The organism is Gilliamella sp. App4-10, from assembly GCF_001690495.1.
GTDB classification, from domain to species: Bacteria; Pseudomonadota; Gammaproteobacteria; order Enterobacterales; family Orbaceae; genus Gilliamella; species Gilliamella apicola_G.
The window spans coordinates 34,632-50,164 of the sequence record NZ_LZGS01000048.1; the positions used below are offsets into that span (position 1 = coordinate 34,632).

Annotated in this window: 13 protein-coding genes; 9 read left to right on the plus strand and 4 right to left on the minus strand. The window is 34.8% G+C overall.

Annotated elements, in window-relative coordinates; all coding sequences use genetic code 11:
• Positions 1 to 384: 384 nt before the first annotated feature.
• Positions 385 to 2,526 (minus strand): bifunctional acyl-ACP--phospholipid O-acyltransferase/long-chain-fatty-acid--ACP ligase, encoded by a 2,142-nt coding sequence (aas, locus tag A9G23_RS10250; protein WP_065587519.1) that lies wholly within the window; start codon positions 2,524 to 2,526, stop codon positions 385 to 387.
• A 192-nt stretch (positions 2,527 to 2,718) separates the two neighbouring features.
• Here aas and A9G23_RS10255 point away from each other — a divergent pair, with 192 nt between their 5' ends.
• Positions 2,719 to 3,693: an ornithine cyclodeaminase family protein gene (locus tag A9G23_RS10255; RefSeq protein WP_065587520.1), complete on the plus strand. Its 975-nt coding sequence runs from the start codon at positions 2,719 to 2,721 to the stop codon at positions 3,691 to 3,693.
• A 68-nt stretch (positions 3,694 to 3,761) separates the two neighbouring features.
• Here the strand turns inward: A9G23_RS10255 and gpsA are convergent, their stop codons facing one another.
• The 3 genes from gpsA to A9G23_RS10270 are packed head-to-tail and all read right to left on the minus strand — an operon-like array spanning position 3,762 to position 5,614.
• Entirely contained in the window at positions 3,762 to 4,778 is a 1,017-nt protein-coding gene (gpsA, locus tag A9G23_RS10260; RefSeq protein ID WP_141674934.1) for an NAD(P)H-dependent glycerol-3-phosphate dehydrogenase, read from the minus strand.
• A 40-nt stretch (positions 4,779 to 4,818) separates the two neighbouring features.
• Complete coding sequence (gene secB, locus A9G23_RS10265) at positions 4,819 to 5,301, minus strand: protein-export chaperone SecB (RefSeq protein ID WP_065587522.1); 483 nt, start codon at positions 5,299 to 5,301, stop codon at positions 4,819 to 4,821.
• 25 nt (positions 5,302 to 5,326) lie between these two features.
• Positions 5,327 to 5,614 carry a rhodanese-like domain-containing protein gene (locus A9G23_RS10270; protein WP_218059512.1) on the minus strand — a complete coding sequence of 96 codons (288 nt, stop codon included), beginning with the start codon at positions 5,612 to 5,614 and terminating at the stop codon, positions 5,327 to 5,329.
• A 737-nt stretch (positions 5,615 to 6,351) separates the two neighbouring features.
• Here A9G23_RS10270 and glnA point away from each other — a divergent pair.
• The 8 genes from glnA (at position 6,352) to cra (ending at position 15,396) form a co-directional block, all read left to right on the plus strand.
• On the plus strand, positions 6,352 to 7,761 hold the full coding sequence (gene glnA / locus A9G23_RS10275; RefSeq protein ID WP_065587524.1) for a glutamate--ammonia ligase: 1,410 nt from the start codon (positions 6,352 to 6,354) through the stop codon (positions 7,759 to 7,761).
• A 75-nt stretch (positions 7,762 to 7,836) separates the two neighbouring features.
• Positions 7,837 to 8,886, plus strand: coding sequence for a nitrogen regulation protein NR(II) (gene glnL, locus A9G23_RS10280; protein WP_065587525.1), 1,050 nt, complete (start codon positions 7,837 to 7,839; stop codon positions 8,884 to 8,886).
• Positions 8,887 to 8,897: 11 nt separating this feature from the next.
• Positions 8,898 to 10,352, plus strand: a complete 1,455-nt coding sequence (gene glnG, locus A9G23_RS10285; RefSeq protein ID WP_065587526.1) for a nitrogen regulation protein NR(I) — start codon at positions 8,898 to 8,900, stop codon at positions 10,350 to 10,352.
• 216 nt (positions 10,353 to 10,568) lie between these two features.
• Positions 10,569 to 11,522 carry a siderophore ABC transporter substrate-binding protein gene (locus tag A9G23_RS10290; protein WP_081297031.1) on the plus strand — a complete coding sequence of 318 codons (954 nt, stop codon included), beginning with the start codon at positions 10,569 to 10,571 and terminating at the stop codon, positions 11,520 to 11,522.
• A gap of 8 nt (positions 11,523 to 11,530) precedes the next feature.
• Entirely contained in the window at positions 11,531 to 12,490 is a 960-nt protein-coding gene (locus tag A9G23_RS10295) for an ABC transporter permease (RefSeq protein ID WP_065587527.1), read from the plus strand.
• Positions 12,480 to 13,451: an iron chelate uptake ABC transporter family permease subunit gene (locus A9G23_RS10300; RefSeq protein ID WP_065587528.1), complete on the plus strand. Its 972-nt coding sequence runs from the start codon at positions 12,480 to 12,482 to the stop codon at positions 13,449 to 13,451. The genes A9G23_RS10295 and A9G23_RS10300 overlap by 11 nt, the downstream gene beginning before the upstream one ends.
• Complete coding sequence (locus A9G23_RS10305) at positions 13,448 to 14,203, plus strand: iron ABC transporter ATP-binding protein (protein ID WP_065587529.1); 756 nt, start codon at positions 13,448 to 13,450, stop codon at positions 14,201 to 14,203. The genes A9G23_RS10300 and A9G23_RS10305 overlap by 4 nt, the downstream gene beginning before the upstream one ends.
• A 188-nt stretch (positions 14,204 to 14,391) precedes the next feature.
• Entirely contained in the window at positions 14,392 to 15,396 is a 1,005-nt protein-coding gene (cra, locus tag A9G23_RS10310) for a catabolite repressor/activator (RefSeq protein ID WP_065587530.1), read from the plus strand.
• Positions 15,397 to 15,533 lie beyond the last annotated feature (137 nt).

Sequence of the window (15,533 nt, forward strand, 5' to 3'; positions counted from 1 at the left end):
TTGATTGACTTTTTGACTCAAATAACACTGTTGGTACTAACTAAATCTTTACCTAATTAAGTTGTCGTGGAATATTTTGTCGTATGGTAGGTAATTTAGAAATAAAAATGTTAGCACTAACTGCGAGCCCGTACGTTAATACGCAAGTAAGTAGGCACTTACACTAAGAGCGTTAATATAACCACCAGCTATCGAATCAAGTAAATTTGCCACAATGATCGATGCTTCCATTAACTTATTTGCTGTAATTAAATTTTCTACATGGGGAAGTTAAGATAGCAAAAAAAGATTGTGTTATAGGTAAATGCTGAAAAAAAGCGCCAGCATGGTAGTAACCATGCCTTTGCTTAACAGAGAATGTTGTTTCATATGACATTCTTTGTTTTATTCGTTAGCCATTTTTTGTAGGGTAATAAAATCAATTTTACCTGTACCTAATAGTGGTAATTCATTAATCACACGAATGTCACGAGGGATAGCTAATGTAGGTATACCAAGTTCTTGAGATGCTTGGTTAAGTTGTTCTCGATTTAATTTTGTCGAGGTAGTAAATAGCACAATAGCTTCACCTTTGGCTAAATCGGCTTTAACTGTTGCGCCGTGCATGGCATCAGTGTCGACTTTTTTAGCTAATGATTCAACACTTTCTAATGAAACCATTTCGCCCGCAATTTTAGCAAATCGTTTTAAGCGTCCTTTAATTGTGACAAAGCCTTCGTTATCGATAGCAACGATATCACCGGTATCATACCAACCTTTTTGGGGCTGTCCATGTTCATCGATTGCTACTGGTTCCTCAAGTTTACCCGGATTTTCAACACGCAAATAGCCTTTCATCACATTAGGGCCTTTAACTTGCAATTCTCCACCATCTTTAATACCTGGAACATGAATTAATCTCGATGTCATACCTGGCAATAACCGACCTACTGTACCTGCTTTAAACGCCATTGGGACATTAAGTGCCACAACAGGTGCACACTCAGTAACGCCATAACCTTCTAAAATACGAATACCATATTTATCTTTCCATTGCTCTCGTACTGTGTCTGATAATTTTTCTGCTCCAGCAACAACGTAGCGTAAACGAAACAAATCATATGGATGCGCATAACGAGCATAATTTGCCAATAAAGTCGGTGTACCAAATAAGACAGTACAATTTTGATTATAAATAATTTCAGGTACTATACGATAATGTAGTGGGTTTGGATATAAAAATGTACGACTACCTGAAAACAGCGGTAAAAATAATCCAGCTATAATACCAAAAGCATGGAATAAAGGTAGTGCGGACATAAAGCGATCGAGTGGAGTTGGATCAATAACGGTTCGAATTTGCTCAACATTAGCAAGCAAACTAGCATGGCTATGGACAACACCTTTAGGGTTACCTTCTGAACCTGATGTAAACAATACTAGTGCTTCGTCATCACTTGATTGAGGGCATTTAACTAAACGAGGGATATATTGATGAACTGCGACATAAAGTTTATCTTTAAAGGTTAAACTGTTACGTAGATCTTCAAGGAAATACCACTTAACATCTTTTATTTCTTCAAGGAGGTAATCAAGCTTTCCTTTTCGAATAAATTTGCGTGAAGTAATAATTGTTTTAATTTCAGCGGCTGTAATTGCACAAGTCAGCCCTTTGATGCCAGCTGTATAATTGAGCATCGCTGGAATTCGGTTTTTAACTGATAAGCCAAAAATTGTCGAAATGGTAATAGTTGCATTAGGCAATAATACGCCAACTCGTTCTTTTTCGGTAGTGAATTTAGCAATAATACAGCTAACGCCAATGATTTGTTTTAACAAATTACGATAAGATATTTCGTTAGTTGTCGGATCTTGTACCATTTTCGATTTCGCACCATAGCGAACTTGCGCTTCAAGTAGTGCCTCAAATAGAGTTAATTTGGGACGACTTTCCATACGTGCATTCATCATAATTTGATGAAGTTTTTCACCCGCAATATAATGCGTTTCACTGGTTTTAGGTGAATCAGGTATTGAAATAGATGCCGGTTCAAGTACATGAATGGTTATTTTAGGAAATAAACGACGTTTAAACAATCCTTTCAAACGACTGGTTAATGTAAACTCAGCTCCTTCAATCCATACTGGCACAATTGTTGCTTGAGAACTAGCAGCAATAAAAGCCACGCTATCATAGATTTTCATTAATGAGCCAGTTACAGTAATTCTCCCTTCAGGAAATATGACCATTGGGCGGCCTTTTTCAACTTCGCGAACTAATTGCTTAATTACCATTGGATCAAGGGGATCCATTGGTACCAAATCAACATAACGCTTCGCTAAGCGGACTAACCAATGATTGATATAATCAGTATAAATAGCAAAAACGGGTTTTACTGGTAAAAATACGCCGATTAAAATACCATCTAAAAAAGATACATGGTTAGGCGTAATAAGAAGTCTGTCTTGTTTTAAATTGTTAAGATTACCATGAATTCTGACATGGAATAAAATCTTTAATAAAAATTTTAATACTTTAAATAACATCGGATCCCTCAGTTATTGTGCAAAATTAAAACATATAATAATAATGAAAATGCTTAGAATATACAAGAACTGTGATTTATCTTATTTTTTAATATATAAAATAAATTGTTATAATTTAATTCACAATGAATTTTGATTTAATAAATAGATACTAAAATCTAAAATAAGTATGGAAATCAATAAGGAACAAAAATGCTCATTTTAACGGCTACAGATATTAAAAAATTTTATACTATGAAAGACGCGATAGCTGCGGATAAACAAGCTTTGAAAATTTATACTCAAGGAAACAGTGATGTACCATTACGAATCAATTTCGATATGAAAAAAGGTCAATGCTTGTTTATGCCCGCACATATTAAAGGTAGCGATATTGTGGGTATCAAAATTGTCTCAGTATTTCCTGATAACCCTAAATTGGGAAAACCATCAGTTCCTGCACAAGTTTTAATGTTAGATCCACAAACTGGCGAAGTTTGTGCCATGTTAGATGGTACTTTTGTTACTGCGCTTCGCACAGGAGCCGTTCAAGGTGCAGCCACTGATTTGTTAGCTCGTAGAGATGCTTGTAGAGCAGTGTTGATCGGTACTGGAGGGCAAGCAATATCGCAATTAGAAGCAATGTTAACTGTTCGTTCACTTACTGATGTAGCTATTTTTGATATTGATACACAAAAAGCAAAACAGTTTACTGATGAAATGAAACATCGTTTTGCCCATTTTTCTACTCATCTTTATTTTTCTCAAAATTTGGATGAAGACATTAGCCAAGCCGATATTATTACTTCTGTCACGACTTCAAAAGTTGTGACATTTAATGGCGATAAAGTGAGAGCTGGTACGCATATTAATGGTGTGGGAGCTTATACACCAGAGATGCACGAAATTCCTGAAAAGATTGTTGAAAAAGCTAATATTCGCGTACTTGATACCAAGGAGGGAGTATTTGCTGAAGCTGGTGATATTATTGAACCAATTAAACAAAAATTGGTATCGGAAGATGATTTTTTAGAATTAGGAGATTTAGTTATAGATCCCACTCAATGCCGCCAAAACGATCAGCAAATTACGATTTTTAAAAGTGTTGGAACAGCAGTATTAGATGTGTATATTGGCTACGATATCTACCTTAAAGCAAAAGAAAAAGAAATAGGTATATATTTATAATAATTTGTAATTAAGTTTAGTAACTTTTTTCAAAAAGTTCTAGGTAAATAGGTGGTTAAGTATAAAAGTTAGCTTTTCAGTTCTGCTTTTTGTGAACGCCTAAGTAATGTCATCGCTGCTTGTTTCGGTGCTTTATGTTCATAAAGGACTTGATAAATTTGTTCAGTGATTGGCATATCAACATGATATTTTTGAGCTAGTAACCAGACTTCTTTTGTATTATTGCGACCTTCAACAACTTGAGCAATAGCATCTTGAGCTTCTTGCACTGATTTGTTTTGGCCCAGTAAGATTCCAAAACGACGATTACGAGATTGATTATCTGTACAGGTTAAGATCAGATCGCCCAATCCAGCCATTCCCATAAATGTGGCAGGATCGGCGCCTAATACTGCGCCTAAACGCATCATTTCGGCAAGTCCGCGCGTAATTAATGCTGTTCTGGCATTAGCACCAAAACCAAGTCCATCTGATAATCCAGCACCAATAGCGATAACATTTTTAATAGCCCCTCCAAGTTGCACGCCAACGAAATCTTTACTGCTATAAACACGGAAACTTTTACTACAATGGAATAATGTTTGCAGTTGATTTAAAAAACGCTCATCATTTGATGCAACAGTTACTGCTGTTGGCAATCCAGATGCGACTTCTTTGGCAAACGTTGGGCCAGAAATAACCGCTAATGGGATTTTATCGCCCAAAATTTCTTTTGCTACATCTTGCAGTAATCGACCTGTATTTACTTCAAGCCCTTTTGTTGCCCAAACGATTTTCGTACCTAGGCGTAAAAACGGTTTGATTTGAGCAAGAATACCTGCGAAAGCGTGACTTGGCACCACAATAAGTAAAATGGGTGCTGCTGAAATTGCTGATTCTAAATCACTTTCAATTTGTAACAAAGCAGGGAAAGGAATATCCGGCAAAAATTGTTTATTTTGCCTATCATGCCGCAAAATGTTCATTTTATCAGGATTATGTCCCCACAATAAAGTTGAGTGACCATTTCGCGCCAGTAAAATAGCTAAAGCGGTTCCGTAAGAGCCTGCGCCTATTACTGTTATCTCAGCATTTTTTTTCATAATAATATAATAAACCTATTATTAGTTAATTGCAACACAATGACTATTGTAGTGTTTCTTTAGATTCGGTTTCAGCTTCAGCTTGTTGTTGTTGAATATAGTTCATAAATAGTGCTTCAAAATTTACTGGTTCTAAATTCACTTGTGGGAATGTGCCTTTGTTCACTAAACTTGAAATTACTTCACGAGCATAAGGGAACAAAATATTTGGGCAATAAGCGCCAACACAATGTTGAATTTGGCCTTCATCGAATCCGATAAGTGAAAAAATACCAGCTTGAGTCACTTCACAAATATATACAATTTCGTTTTGTTGTTTTACTGTCACAGTGATGCGTAATGCAACTTCGTATACATTTTCGCTTAAAACTAGTGAGGATGAATTTAATTCAACGTTCAGCTCCGGTTGCCATTGTTTTGTGAAAATTTCAGGAACATTGTTAGTTTCGAATGAAACATCTTTAGTATAAATACGTTGAATAGCAAACTGAGTTTCGGATTGTTGCGTATTGTTTTGTTCTGTCATGATAAAACCTTATTTTTAAATAATATTATTTTCTTACCAGTGGTAAATTATCGCTGTTCCATCCAGCAATACCGTCTTTTAATACAAATACATTTAAAAAACCTTGTTTGACAAGTGCTTCACCTATACTTGTTGATGATAAACCATTTGCGTCAATTAAAATAACAATGTTTTCTTTAAATTTTTCAATTTTTTTTGTACTCGCATTTTTAATGTCAACAGGCAAAATGTTGTAGGAGTCTGTGATGTGCCCTTTTTTAAAGTTATCAGCAGAGCGAATATCAATAATAACTGCATTTTGCTTATTAATCATATGAATTGCTTGAGGATTATTGATAATTTTAACCTTGGATAGTTTACCTTTAATGGTTAGTACAATAATTGAAATAAACAGTACAACCCAACCTAAGGAAAGTAAGATGTGATTTTTTACAAAAGGTAGAATTTCGAGTGTAATAAAGTCCATACTTGTATGATTACCTAGTTTTTTCAATATAAAGGAAGATTATAGCGATATTGTGTAACGAAATACAGTGCCAATAACTGAAAAATTGTTTTTATAGTAATTTGTTTTATTTAAAATGGTTATAAAAAATGGTTGGTATAATAGAAAGCTGCAGTGCAATGAAATGAAGTTATCTTTATGTTTTTATTTTTGTTTTTAAGAGTAAGTAAAAAATGCAGGGATAACATAATCTCTTATTTAATCTTCTCTGGTAACAAAGAACCAATATAGTTTAAATCGCATTATGTTTATGTTGCTGAATATAGCAATTACTTGACAGTTTATCATAGTTTCAAATATGAGTATTGTGGATTTAATATTTAAACAACGGTGATATATTATGAACCATCTCGATGCACCAAATTAGATTTAATTGCTTTATTTTGGTGCAATTGTAATATTTATCATATTATTGGTGCCTGTAAATCCTGTAAAAACAGAGCTAAAAAACTGGCATCATATTTGCATATGTTATAATAATTTGGGTAAGAATGCCTTATAATATAAACTGAACAATTATTATTTGTCCTCAACGGAGAAGATACATGTCTACACAACAAGTTTTAACACTAATTAAAGAAAATGATGTTAAGTTTATCGATTTACGTTTTACTGATACAAAAGGTAAAGAACAACACGTTACGATTCCTGTTAGTCAAATTGACGCTGATTTTTTTGAAGATGGTAAGATGTTTGATGGTTCATCAATTGCTGGTTGGAAAGGTATTAATGAATCAGATATGGTGTTAATGCCAGATGCGTCAAGTGCTGTTATCGATCCGTTTTTTGAAGATGTAACATTAAATCTCCGTTGTGACGTTTTAGAACCTGCAACGTTACAAGGATATGACCGTGACCCACGTTCGATCGCTAAACGTGCCGAAGAGTATTTAAAATCATCAGGTATTGCAGATACTGTTATTTTTGGACCTGAACCAGAATTCTTTTTATTTGATGATGTTCGTTTTGGTTCGCCAATGTCTGGTAGTTTTGTGCATATTGATGATATTGAAGCGGCATGGAATTCTGGTACAAAATATGAAGAAGGCAATAAAGGGCATCGCCCAGGCGTAAAAGGTGGATATTTCCCACTTCCACCCGTTGACTCATCGCAAGATATCCGTTCTGAAATGTGTTTAATTATGGAACAGCTTGGCTTAGTGGTTGAAGCTCACCATCATGAAGTGGCAACTGCGGGTCAAAACGAAATTGCTTGTCGCTTTAATACGCTAACTAAAAAAGCTGATGAAGTACAAATCTATAAATATGTCGTACAAAATGTGGCGCATGCTTACGGTAAAACAGCGACGTTTATGCCAAAACCAATGTTTGGTGATAATGGTTCTGGTATGCACTGTCACCAATCATTAGCAAAAGATGGCGTAAATTTATTCGCTGGGGATAAATATGCGGGTCTTTCAGAAATGGCACTATTCTATATTGGCGGTATTATCAAACATGCGAAAGCCATCAATGCATTTACTAACCCAGCAACTAACTCTTATAAACGTCTAGTACCGGGCTATGAAGCGCCAGTTATGCTTGCGTATTCTGCACGTAACCGTTCTGCGTCAATTCGTATTCCTGTTGTGACTAGCCCTAAAGCACGTCGTATTGAGGTTCGCTTCCCAGATCCAGCAGGTAACCCATACTTATCATTTGCTGCGCAGTTAATGGCTGGTTTAGATGGTATTATTAATAAAATTCACCCTGGCGATGCGATGGATAAAAACTTATACGATTTACCACCAGAGGAATCTAAATTAATTCCTCAAGTCGCGGGTTCTCTTGAAGAGGCACTTAATGCATTAGATGCAGATCGTGAATTCTTAACACGTGGTAATGTCTTTACTAATGATACAATTGATGCATATATTGATTTAAAACGTCAAGATGTTGATCGTGTACGCATGACGCCACATCCAGTTGAGTTTGAAATGTACTATAGTCTATAAGTTAATTTATAATAATTTAAACTATTAAACCACCGTTAACTTGCGGTGGTTTCTAATCGGGACGGAAAATCAACGATGACATTTGAAAATGAATCTGATGCTAATCTTGTTCTCGATGCTATGATTACGAGTATTTTATTACTTGATACAAAACTCAACATTCTTTATGCCAATACTGCTGCACAGCAATTATTAGTACAAAGTTCTAAAAAATTATTAGATAGTTATCTTCCTGATTTTTTGGGTTATTTTTCTTTAGATATTGATTTGATGCTCAGTGCATTGGCACAAAATCAAGGTTTTACCGATAATGAAGTCAATTTAGTTATTAACAATGAGTTACATATTTTATCGCTGACAGCTCAACTATTAGGTAATGGTCGGATTTTGATTGAAATGGTACCGTTAAATAATCATAAACGCCTTAGTCAAGAACAATTGCAACAAGCTCAACAGAGCGCTGCACGTGAATTAGTTCGAGGACTTGCTCATGAAATTAAAAATCCACTAGGCGGACTTCGAGGTGCGGCTCAATTATTATCACGAGAATTACCAAAAAATGAATTGCAAGATTACACAAAAATTATTATTGAACAATCAGATAGATTAAGAAATCTTGTTGATAGGTTGTTAGGACCACAACAGCGATTGCACCAAAAAGAACAAAGTATCCATCAAGCAATAGAACGTATCTATGCATTACTGTGTTTGGAAAAACCAAGCAATATTGAAATTTTGCGTGATTATGATCCAAGCTTACCTGATTTTATTCATGACTCTGAACAAATAGAGCAGGTAATTTTAAATATTGTGCGTAATGCTTTACAGGCGATCGGTTCCAATACTGGCGTAATTACCATTAGGACAAGAACGGCTTTTCAGGTTACTTTACATGGCCAACGTTGTCGTTTGTGTGCTCGTATTGATATTGAAGATACTGGGCCAGGTGTGCCTGTTCATATACAAGATACCTTGTTTTACCCTATGGTGAGTGGTTATGAAGGTGGTACAGGTATTGGGCTTTCTATTGCACATAATATTGTTGATCAACACCACGGTAAAATTGAATTTAATAGTTGGCCCGGACATACTGAATTTTCTGTCTATTTGCCAATTAGACAGTGAGGTAAATTAAAATGAATATTTGGATTGTTGATGATGATAGCGCTATTCGATGGGTATTAGAAAAAGCATTAACTAATGCTCATTTCAACTGTGCCTGCTTTTCGAATGGTCAAGAGGTGATAGATGCTTTGGTTACTTATGCTCAAAAGCCTACAGTATTAATATCAGATATTAAAATGCCCGGAATTGATGGTTTAACACTGCTGAAACATGTTAAAGAAAAATTGCCTAATTTGCCTGTTATTATTATGACCGCTCATTCAGATCTTGATGCAGCAGTGAATGCCTATCAAAAAGGTGCTTATGATTATATTCCTAAGCCCTTTGATGTAGACGAAGTTATTCAATTGGTTGAACGTGCAATTTTACAAACGCAAAGTAACAAAACCAGTAATAATACAACAACAAAAGCATCAACAGGTATTATTGGCGAAGCTCCTTCAATGCAAGACGTGTTTCGTATTATTGGTCGATTATCCAAATCTTCTATTAGCGTATTAATTAATGGGGAATCAGGAACGGGTAAAGAATTGGTTGCTAAGGCATTACATACTCATAGTCCTCGTTCACAATCGCCTTTTATTGCGTTAAATATGGCGGCAATCCCTAAAGATCTCATTGAATCTGAGCTTTTTGGGCATGAAAAAGGTGCATTTACAGGGGCGGCTCAAATTAGACATGGACGCTTTGAACAAGCTAATGGTGGTACTTTATTTTTAGATGAAATTGGTGATATGCCGCTTGATGTTCAAACGAGATTATTAAGGGTACTTGCCGATGGGCAGTTTTATCGTATTGGTGGATATTCACCCGTCAAAGTTGATGTGCGTATTATTGCTGCTACACATCAAGATTTAGAAGCAAGAGTAAGAGAGGGAAAGTTTAGAGATGATTTGTTTCATCGTTTAAATGTAATTCGTATATTACTGCCGCCTTTGCGTGATAGAGCGCAGGATATTCCAAAACTTGCTGAACATTTTTTGCATACAACTGCGAAAGAATTAGGTGTAGAAAGTAAAGTATTAAGTCCGAAAGCATTAAGTGTTTTATGTCAATTTAATTGGCCAGGTAATGTACGTCAGCTTGAAAACATCTGCCGATGGGTGACGGTGATGTCTTCAAATAAAGAGATTTTAGTTCAAGATTTGCCATCAGAAATGTTGCAATCATCGCCGACTAAAAAAATTGTCACAAATGAAAATATCACCATGCACGAAAACCATTTTGCTCAGCAAGAAAACGATTGGAAAGTATTACTAGAACAATGGGCAAAGAAAGCCCTTATGGAAGGTAAAACGGGGATTTTGACTGAAGCAATAAATGATGTTGAACGCACCTTATTAAAGTGTGCACTCAATTTTACTCGAGGTCATAAACAAGATGCTGCTCATTTACTAGGGTGGGGGCGTAATACATTGACTCGCAAGCTTAAGGATTTATCCTTTGACCCCAATAAAGATTTTTAACTATCTTAATGATGCTATCGAGTGAATCGATAGCTTTTTAATATATTCATTATAATTTTGTTTCTATTTAACCTGCCTTTTATTACATATTACATTTTTAAACATTTAAAGTGCATTGAACCTTGCATGGTTTTTGGTTACAATCATGATGTAAATGATAATTATTATAATTATCGTTTTGTGGTTTTTTATTCAGGTTGATAATTAGGAGTTATAATGTATTCATATATCAAAGTAAAATTTTTAGTTTTACTAACTGTATTACTTGTTTTAGTTGGATGTGACAATAAAAAAGAACAACAAACGCTTGCGGAAACGGTTACCGTTGAACATGCTCAAGGCAAAACCGATATACCTGAAAATCCTAAAAAAGTCGTTGTTTTTAATATTGCAACTCTTGATATTATTGATGCTTTGAATATTCCTGTCTCAGCCGTTCCTCAATCTGATGTGCATTTACCTGATTTTTTATCTAAATATAGCGATAAAAACTATACTAATGCGGGAACCTTATTTGAACCAAATTATGAGGTATTAAGCACAATTGAGCCTGAGGTTATTATTGCTGGTGGTCGTGCTAATGATGCTTATAAAAAATTGAATGAAATTGCACCGACGATTTCTTTAGATATTGATCCAAATGACTTTTTAGGTAGTTTAACTCAACGAACTGAGCAATTAGGCACTATTTTTAATAAGCAAGATGAAGCTAAAAAGCTTATTACTGATTTTAATCAAAAAATTGAACAACTACGGTCAAAGACAAGCACTGCCGGAAATGCATTAGTGATTATGGTTAATGGCGGTAAAATGTCGGCTTATGGTCCAAAATCTCGTTTTGGTTTTGTGTTTGATATACTTGGTTTTCAACCTGCAACCACCTTCCAAGAAGCTGGACGTCATGGTAATGCGGTGACCTCTGAATTTATCTTAAGTGTTAATCCACAGTGGTTATTTGTGTTGGATAGAGATAGCGCTATTGGTAACAAAGAAGCACAATCTGCACAGCAAGTACTAAGCAATGACTTAATTCAAAAAACAGCGGCATGGCAAAATCATCATATTATCTATTTAGATTCATCATCTATGTATATCGCAGGTGGTATACAAACTTATAACCGTTTGATGGATCAAATTCGTGAAGCTTTACAAAAAACATCAACGAATTGATGTAAAATATGGTTAAGTCCTTTTATTTTATTGCAGGCATTTTCATTTTATTGATAATGACTGCAATAAGTTTATTTATTGGCGCTGGCCATGTGACGCTATTGGAACTATGGTCTGATAGTAACATGCGCGAGATTTTTTTTGTAAGCCGTGTGCCTAGAACTGCTGCTTTATTACTAGCCGGCAGTGCTATGAGTGTTGCAGGTTTAATTATGCAACTATTAACACAAAATCGATTTGTTGAACCCTCGTTGGTTGGTACAACTCAATCTGCTAGTCTTGGCTTATTAGTGATGATGGTTTTAGCGCCTGGCGCAAGTGTTATGACTAAAATGGTCGTTGCCAGCTTATTTGCCATGATTGGCACAATGATTTTTATGGTAATTTCTCGAAAAGTCATTTTTAAATCTGCTTTGATGGTACCTCTTATTGGTATTATGTTAGGAGCGGTTATTAGCGCAATTACAACTTTTTTTGCCATGTATTTTGATTTGTTACAATCACTTGGTGGTTGGGAATCGGGTGACTTTTCCGGAGTTTTACAGGGTCGTTACGAATTATTATGGTTGGTGGGTGGATTGACATTACTCGCTTGTTGGAGTGCAGATCAATTTACTGTAGCTGGTTTGGGTCGAGATTTTTCAATTAATGTCGGGCTTAATTATCGACTTGTTATGTTGACTGGACTTATTGTTATTGCATTAACTGGTGGTATTGTGGTTGTGGTTGTGGGTGTTTTACCTTTTTTAGGATTGATTGTACCAAATATTGTTAGTTTATTATTTGGTGACAATGTCCGTAAAACTATTCCATGGATCTGTTTGTTTGGTAGTGGGTTAGTTTTAATTTGCGACATCATTGGGCGCATTATTCGCTATCCATTTGAGATTCCAGTTAGTGTGATTTTGGGCGTGGTTGGCGCTATTATTTTTTTAATATTGTTGGGTCGGAAACGCCATGTTAGTTAGCCAAAAACGCCATGCTTTATGCCAAAAAAGAGTAATTTTATTGTTTATTATTGCGCTAATTTGCGTAACTTGCTTTATGACCTTCGGTCTTAAGGGCAATATCAGTTACATTTTGAGCCATCGAACATGGATTATGCTAACTATGATTTTAGTTGCTTTTTCAGCTGCGACGTCGACATTACTTTTTCAAACGGTTACCAATAATCGAATATTAACTCCATCAATTATGGGATTTGAATCTCTGTTTGTGCTCATTCAAACTGTTGTGATCTTTTGTATTGATACACAAGGCATTCCTTATATCGGTATTATCGGCAAATTTGTATTTGAATCACTTTTATTAATCTTATTTTCTCTATTTTTGTATCGAGGTTTGTTTACGAAGCTCAAACAAAACTTACATTTGGTATTATTAATCGGCATTATTTTAGGTACATTATTCCGTAGTTTTTCTAATTTATTGCAGCGTTTGATGACCCCGTCTGAATTTGCAGTGTTACAAAGTCGTATTTTTGCGACATTTACACGCGCGGAGCCTGTATTAATCGTCTTTTCATTAATGATTGCAGCTATTATTGGTCTATTTTTATGGCGAATGCGATTTAAATTTGATGTGCTAGCGTTGGGGCGTGATAATGCAATAAATTTAGGTATCGATTACCAAAAAAATATCACTATTATTTTGTTGCTAGTCTCTGTTTTGGTATCGATATCAACAGCATTAGTTGGACCGTTTACTTTCTTAGGTCTTTTAATTGCTAATTTAGCTTATAGTATTAGTGGATCAAGTCAACATCGTTTTTTACTTCCTACTGCTTTTTTATTAGGTATTATTTTTCTTGTTGGTGGGCAAATGTTCTTAGAACGAGTATTAAATATGGTTGGTGCATTATCCATTGTCATTGAATTTATTGGTGGTTCTTTGTTTATCTTCTTATTATTGAAAAAGGTTTCGAAGTGATAAAAATTGATAATATTAGTAAAAAATATCAAACAGTACCTGTGCTAAAAAATGTCAATGCGACAATTTCACAAGGTGGGATCACTGCCATTATTGGCCCAAATGGAGCGGGTAAGTCGACGTTACTATCGATTATCAGTCGACTTTTATTCGCTGACGAAGGGCAAGTTAAAATTCAAAATATGGATGTATTTAATACACCAAGTGATAAGCTTGCCACCTATTTATCCGTATTAAGACAGGAAAACCGTTTTAACAGTAGATTGACTGTTTTTGAGTTAGTCGGGTTTGGGCGTTACCCTTATACCAAAGGACGCTTAAATGCTGATGATTATAACCATATTCATCGAGCACTTGATTTTTTAAATCTTACCGAATATAAAGAGCGCTTTTTAGATGAATTATCTGGTGGACAACGGCAACGAGCTTATGTTGCTATGGTACTTTGCCAAGATACTGAATATGTATTACTTGATGAACCACTCAATAATCTCGATATGAAACATGCTGTTGCTATGATGAAGCAATTGCGTCGTGCTGCCGATGAACTAGGTAAAACCATTGTGATTGTTATTCATGATATCAACTTTGCATCCGTATATTCAGATTACATTTTAGCCATGAAAAATGGTGAGCTGATATACCAAGGCAACCCACAACAAATTATGAATTCGACTATTTTAGAAGATATATTTGATACCCCCGTCAAAATTGAAAATGTCCATGATCAAAATATTGCTATTTATTACTAATGATTAATGTGCTTATTATTTTGATAGGATTTAACTAAATCCTATTTTTTTATTAGCCCTTTTTATCTTTAGGCTTTTTTTATAAAACGTAAAATACAGCTAACTTGTTGAGTAGTCATTAGAATCAGTATTTACAAATTATTTTGATTCAGGTTAAATAACTAACTATATTTAGTTGGGATTGTGTTATGAAATTAGAACAAATCGCTCTCTTGGCTGGTGTCTCAAGAACAACAGCGAGTTATGTGATCAATGGAAAAGCCAAAAAGTACCGCGTGAGTGACAAAACAGTTGAAAAAGTCATGTCGGTGGTAAAAGCGCATAATTACCAACCTAATGCTGTAGCAGCAGGGCTTAGAGCCGGTAAAACACGTACTATTGGTTTTATTATTCCTGATTTAGAAAACAACAGTTACACCCGCATTGCCAATTATTTAGAACAACTAGTAAGAAAAGAAGGATATCAATTATTACTTGCATGTTCTGAAGACAATCCACAAATCGAAAAAGAGTGCGTTAAACATCTACAGCAACGCAGGGTAGATGCTTTGATTATTTCATCATCATTCGTTTCTGCTCAGGATTATATTTTTTATGATGACTGGCAAAACGAAAAGATTCCATTATTTGCACTTGATAGAATATTATCCATATCTAAATTTAGAAATATTGTTGGTGCCGATAAACAAGATTCTAAATCACTGGCCCAAGCATTTAATAACTTTGTTGAAGATTCGGTGGTTTATATTGGGGCTTTACCAAACTTGTCGGTTAGTCAACTTCGTCTAGATGGATTTAAAGATATCAAATTTAATAATAGTAATAAAATTGATTTTTTATATGCAAATAATTATAGTCGTCAAGATGCTGATTTTGCCTTTAGTCAATGGTTAGAAAGCCATGAAATGCCTAATGGCATTTTTACAACTTCTTTTTCTTTATTACAAGGAAGTATTGATGCAATTTTAAGAAAATTTGGACATCTACCCGAAAACTTAACTATTGCTACTTTTGGTGATAATGAACTGTTAGATTTTTTACCATGCAAAGTCATATCGCTTTCACAAGATCATAAAGAAGTTGCCAATGTAACAATAAAGCTATTTTTAAACTATTTACATAATGAGAGTTATCAATCAGGTACGACAATAATCCCGAGGCGATTGATCTATCGAGGTAGCTTAAGCCGTTAAGATATTGATAGATACCAAACGCAATATTGGATTTAAAACTGTTTAAATTTTAAATAAAAAATAAGATCAAGATCACAAATTATTGATCAATAGACATAATTTATTTGATAATTAATATTAATTTATTCATTATTGCT

What these genes read in the sequence shown, in the direction of transcription:
- A9G23_RS10295 (WP_065587527.1), top strand. Translation starts at nt 11,531, where the DNA reads ATGGTTAAGTCCTTTTATTTTATTGCAGGCATTTTCATTTTATTGATA.
- glnL (WP_065587525.1), top strand. Translation starts at nt 7,837, where the DNA reads ATGACATTTGAAAATGAATCTGATGCTAATCTTGTTCTCGATGCTATG.
- secB (WP_065587522.1), bottom strand. Translation starts at nt 5,301, where the DNA reads ATGACAGAACAAAACAATACGCAACAATCCGAAACTCAGTTTGCTATT.
- A9G23_RS10290 (WP_081297031.1), top strand. Translation starts at nt 10,569, where the DNA reads ATGTATTCATATATCAAAGTAAAATTTTTAGTTTTACTAACTGTATTA.
- glnG (WP_065587526.1), top strand. Translation starts at nt 8,898, where the DNA reads ATGAATATTTGGATTGTTGATGATGATAGCGCTATTCGATGGGTATTA.
- A9G23_RS10270 (WP_218059512.1), bottom strand. Translation starts at nt 5,614, where the DNA reads ATGATTAATAAGCAAAATGCAGTTATTATTGATATTCGCTCTGCTGAT.
- aas (WP_065587519.1), bottom strand. Translation starts at nt 2,526, where the DNA reads ATGTTATTTAAAGTATTAAAATTTTTATTAAAGATTTTATTCCATGTC.
- A9G23_RS10255 (WP_065587520.1), top strand. Translation starts at nt 2,719, where the DNA reads ATGCTCATTTTAACGGCTACAGATATTAAAAAATTTTATACTATGAAA.
- glnA (WP_065587524.1), top strand. Translation starts at nt 6,352, where the DNA reads ATGTCTACACAACAAGTTTTAACACTAATTAAAGAAAATGATGTTAAG.
- A9G23_RS10300 (WP_065587528.1), top strand. Translation starts at nt 12,480, where the DNA reads ATGTTAGTTAGCCAAAAACGCCATGCTTTATGCCAAAAAAGAGTAATT.
- cra (WP_065587530.1), top strand. Translation starts at nt 14,392, where the DNA reads ATGAAATTAGAACAAATCGCTCTCTTGGCTGGTGTCTCAAGAACAACA.